Source organism: Nocardioides ureilyticus (assembly GCF_051280745.1).
GTDB lineage: Bacteria > Actinomycetota > Actinomycetes > Propionibacteriales > Nocardioidaceae > Nocardioides.
Map to the genome: position 1 here is coordinate 1 of NZ_JBNCOG010000064.1, position 4,803 is coordinate 4,803.

The window sequence follows — 4,803 nt, forward strand, 5'->3', positions numbered from 1 at the left end:
GGTAGCCCGAGCCGGTGGCGAGGACGACCGCGCGAGCGGTGTGGGTGGAGGTGGCGGTCCTGACGACCTTGACGTCACCGGTGAGGTCGACCTCGACGACGTCGTCGGGCACCAGCTCGGCCCCGAAGCGCTCGGCCTGCGCCCGCATCTCGTCCATCAGCGCGGGGCCCATGATCCCGTCACGGAACCCGGGGAAGTTCTCGACCTCGGTCGTGTTCATCAACGCCCCACCGGCGGTCACCGAGCCCTCGAAGACGAGCGGCTGGAGGCCGGCGCGGGCGGCGTACACGGCCGCGGTGTAGCCCGACGGGCCGGAGCCGATGACGATGACCTGGCGCACTGAGGTGTCGGACATGGGGTCGAGGTCTCCTCGCTGTGGACGGCACGGCTACCGACCTGGTGGCCGCACGGACGCAACCGATCGTAGGCGAGGAATGTTCCGCGGCTCAGTCGGCGGGGAGGGTGGTCGAGCGGAGGATCTCGCCGGTGCCGCACTGCAGCAGGTCGACCACCTGGGTCTCACCGGCGGGCTCCCGGAAGACCAGCACGTGGGGTCGTCCGCCGTAGCGGACGGCCAAGCCCGTGCCGGGGCCCCAGCCAGCGAGGTCGCAGTCGAAGGCGCGGTCGGACGCCCGGCCCCGGCGGCCGGCGTCGAGCCGGGTGCGAGCCCGGAGGGCGTCGCGCACGAACCGCTCGGGACGCAGCTCGACCGGCCGGCCCGCGGCCACGACCAGTGCGCGCCCCCGGGCGGTGGCCATGCTGGAGGCGGAGAGGTCGGGCGAGTCGGCGGACCGGGACTGGCCGCCTGCCTCGCCGGCGAGCTCCGGGTCGACTCCGTCGAACAGGCTTCCGGCGGCACCCTCGAGCGCCTTCGGTGCATCGGCGTCGTCGGACGGAGCGGCGTCGTCGGCGGCACGGCCCGACGCGGCGCCCTCGAGCCGGTCGCCGGCGACGAACGTCTCGCCGTCGGCGCTCTCGGCGGCCCCCGCGGGGATGTCGCTGGCCGCGCCCTCGAACGCCCCCGGGACGACCTGTCCCAGGCCGATGCCGACGACAGCCACCGCGGCGGCTGCGACGAGCATGCCGCGCGCCCGGCGCCGACGTCGGGCGGCCAGCTCGTCGAGCGTCCGGAACCCCCGCGTGTCTCCCTCCGCGAGCTGCTCGAGGACCCGGTCCAGGCGGGCGGCGACGTCGGTGGGAAGGGCTGCGTCGTGGCGCGCCTCGGCGAGGAGCCGACGGACGCGCTCGTCGCGGTCGTCGCGGTCGGTGGTGTCGCTCACGGTGCACCTCCTTCGCTGCCCAGGGCCTTCTCCGTCGCGGTCGCCGATCCTCTCAGGTCGACCTCCACTCCGACGCGCGGGGCCGCGCACGGGTTCCCGGCCTCCTCCTCGAGACCCAGCAGTGCGGCGAGGCGGGCGCGGCCGCGCGAGCACCGGGACTTGACGGTTCCCACCGGGCAGCCGAGCACCTCGGCGGCCTCCGCGACGGGGAAGCCCTCCATGTCCACCAGCACGAGGGCGGCCCGCTGGTCGGCGGGCAGCGTGGCGAGCGCCGCGAGCACCGCCCGGCGCCGCTCCGAGCGCACGCTGAGGTCGGCCGGGTCCAGCGCCTCGTCGGTCGCGGTGGACCGCGCGCCGCGGCCGGCGTACTCCTCCAGGTCGTCGGGGAGCGACTCGGCCCGACGCACCCGGGAGGCACGCAGCCGGTCCAGGCAGGCATTGACGACGACCCGGTGCAGCCAGGTGGTCACGGCGGCGTCGCCGCGGAAGGAGCCTGCCCGCCGGTACGCCGCCACCAGGCCGTCCTGCAGCCCGTCGGCCGCCTCCTCACGGTGCCCGGTCGTGCGCAGCGCCACCGCCCACAGCCGGTCCCGGTGCCGGGAGACCAGGCGGCCGAACGCGTCGGGGTCGCCAGCCACGTGCGCCGCGAGCAGCTGCTCGTCGGACGGCTCGTCACCGGGCTCGTCACCGGGCTCGTCACCGGGCTGCCCGGCCCTCACCCGCTCACCACGACCTCGGCGACGTCGGCGCGGAACCCGCCGTCGACAGGGGGCAGCGAGGTGAGCCAGACGACGACGTAGCGGCCGCTGGCGGGCTCGTCGAGGCGGACCCGCCCCTGCGGCTCGAGCGTCGCCGTGCCCACGGGATCGAGACCCCCGACCTCGGTCGGGGCGCTGCCGGTGACGTAGACGCTCGCGTCCGCGGGTCCGCCCCCGGCCAGGGTGACCGCCACCTCGGCGACCTCCCGCTCGGAGCCGAGATCGAGCAGCAGGCCCACGCCCGTCTTGAGGCCCGACGGACCCAGCTGCTGCTCGTACCTCGACGTCCGCCAGGCGGTCGACGGGTCGCCGTCGACGGCCAGGGGAGCGAGGTCCGGGTACTCCTCCGGCGGGTCGCCGAAGGGATCGAGGTCGGTCGCGGTGACGTCCCCGATCGGCGCCGCGGCGTCGGCGCTGCCCGAGCTGCCGGGGCCGGGGGAGGGGTCGTCGTCGAGGCCCGAACCCCCGCCGCCCAGGTTGACGGCGACGACGGTGGCCAGCAGGACGAGGGCGCACAGGCCGAGGACGACCGCCAGCCGCATCCACCGGCGACCCGGGACCTCCGCGGGCACGGCGCCGTGGTCGCCCCACGCGCCTCCGCCGTCGGGCAGGTTCATCGCCGGGTCGACGACCGCGCCGGTCCCCGTGCCGTGCCCGGTGTCCCACGGCCAGTACGACGACCCGGTCGCCCCGACAGCCGGGAACCCCGTGCCGGTGGTGGACCCGCCGGGCCGGGGCCTGCGCAAGGGGGTGCCGTCCGCAGGGTCGGGCGCGAAGAGCGGCCGGTCCGGTGGCTCCTCGAACGGGGGCGGTGGTGGCACCGGCTCGGTGCGGCGCTCGAGCCAGGCGACCTCGTCGGCCTCGTCGTCGAAGATCGGCAGACCCGCCTCCGTGGGCAGCTCGACCGACGCCGGAGGACGCGGACCGTCCGTGGCCGCGTCCCCGGTCGCGCCGGCTCCGGGGTCGGATGCCGGGTCCTCCGCGTCGTGCGGCAGCAGGTCGGGGACGGGAGGCAGCACGATCGGCCCCGGCCGGGGCACTGCGGGGGTGTCCGCCGCGAGGGCTTCGGGCAGGCCGGTCGGGTCGCCCACGAAGGCCGCCAGGTGCTCCCCGATGCCGCGCGCGGAGCGCAGGTCCGGGAGGTCCCGCCACCGGCCGGAGTCGGGGTTCAGCACCGCCTCGCACACCAGGTCGAGGGGGCGGGGCACGCCGGCGCGCACCTGTCGCGGCCGCAGCACGTGCCCGTGCTCGCGGGGAGCGGCCGGGACCGCCGACGGCGAGGCACCCGCCCAGCGGCCGGTGAGCGCGGCGTACAGGAGCGCGGCGAGGTCGGTGACGTCGGTGCCGGTGCCCTGGTCCGGGAGGCCGTGCAGGGCGGCGTCGACGCAGAGGCCGATCACCTTGACGTGGCCGGTTCGCTCCACCAGGACGTTCTCCGGCACCAGCCGGCCATGGGCCACTCCGGCGGCGTGCGAGGTGGCCAGCGTGTCGGCGACCTCGCCGACCAGCCACGCCGCCTTGCGGGGCGCGAGCGGGCCGATGGTCGCGAGCAGGATGTCGAGGGAGACGCCGGAGCCCCACTCGTTCACGACGTAGCAGACGCCGTCGACGCGCTCCGCGTCCAGCACCCGCAGGACCCGCCGGTCCAGCACCGCGGCCGACCGCCGGGCAGCGGCGACCAGCCCGGTGGCCCGCTCGTCGGCGTCGTCGATGACGTGCAGCGCGACGTGCCGCTCCAGGACCCGGTCGTGCGCTCGCCAGAACCGGCCGCCCCGGCTCTCGGAGAGCAGGTCGACGAGGCGGTAGCGGTCGGCGAGGACGTCTCCGGGCCGGGCGGTGTGCGGCACTGCCTCCTCATCCCCTTCGTAGGGCGCGGTTCCGGGCCATCGTAGGGCGGTCAGCGTCGACCGGGGAGCGGAAGGCGCCGGGTGAACGTCGTGACGACCGAGGTCACCTCGTGCAGCCGCAGCAGCCGGGCCGCGACGAGGAAGACGGCGACGTCCACCCCCGTCACCACCACGGCGCTGACCGCGGCCCTGAGGTACGACGCGTCCCCGGCGAGGGGCTCGAAGGCGAGGGAGGCGAGCCAGGCGGCGGCGGTCGCGACACCGACGGCGAGCGCCATGCGCACCAGGAAGCGTACGAGGACCGGGGTGCGCAGGCCGCCCAGGCGCCGGGCGAGCACGAGGTAGGAGACGACCGCGCCGACGAGGTAGGCCACCGCGTAGGCCACCACCAGCGCCGGCGCCGTGGCCGGGTCGCCGGTGGCGTTCACCAGGACCACGGCGGCGACGATGTTCGCGGTGGCGACCGCGCACTGGATCCAGAAGACGGTCCGCGTCTGCTCGAGCGCGTAGAACCCGCGCAGCATCAGGTAGTGGACGGTGAAGAGGGCCAGCCCCGGACCGAAGAGGGCCAGGGAGGGGATGTAGTTCTCGAAGGTGTCGGCGGCCGCGCCGTAGGAGATGAGCCGGGCCAGGTCGGGTGCGATGAGGGGGAGCAGGGCCGCGAACGGCAGGACGACCGCGAGGGCGGTCCGCAGGGTGGTGCTCAGCGAGTGGCCCAGCCCGCGCAGGTCCCGCTCGGCGGCCCGCCGCGAGAGTCCCGGCAGGATCGCGGTGGCCAGCGAGACGGTGATGACCGCGTGCGGGACCATCACGATGAGGAAGGCGGCCGAGTAGACCGAGTAGCCGGTGCTGTCGGCGTCGCCGTCGATCGTGCCGGTCGAGGCCAGGCGGACGACGACCGTGTACGCGAGCTGGTTG

The 4,803-nt window shown here is 76.0% G+C and carries 5 protein-coding genes; all 5 read right to left on the reverse strand.

Going from position 1 to position 4,803, the window contains the following annotated elements; all coding sequences use genetic code 11:
• Positions 1–355: NAD(P)/FAD-dependent oxidoreductase (locus tag ACSMHG_RS19380; protein ID WP_435748200.1), on the reverse strand; the 355-nt coding region annotated here is incomplete at its 3' end.
• Between the two features lie 91 nt (positions 356–446).
• Positions 447–1,280 (reverse strand): hypothetical protein, encoded by an 834-nt coding sequence (locus ACSMHG_RS19385; protein ID WP_435748202.1) that lies wholly within the window; start codon positions 1,278–1,280, stop codon positions 447–449.
• A complete protein-coding gene (gene sigM, locus ACSMHG_RS19390; RefSeq protein ID WP_435748204.1) occupies positions 1,277–1,999 on the reverse strand; it encodes an RNA polymerase sigma factor SigM in 723 nt (240 codons plus the stop codon). Before sigM ends, ACSMHG_RS19385 begins: the two co-directional genes overlap by 4 nt.
• Positions 1,996–3,885, reverse strand: a complete 1,890-nt coding sequence (locus ACSMHG_RS19395) for a protein kinase family protein (protein WP_435748206.1) — start codon at positions 3,883–3,885, stop codon at positions 1,996–1,998. The genes sigM and ACSMHG_RS19395 overlap by 4 nt, the downstream gene beginning before the upstream one ends.
• A gap of 50 nt (positions 3,886–3,935) precedes the next feature.
• Positions 3,936–4,803: lipid II flippase MurJ (locus ACSMHG_RS19400; protein ID WP_435748208.1), on the reverse strand; the 868-nt coding region annotated here is incomplete at its 5' end.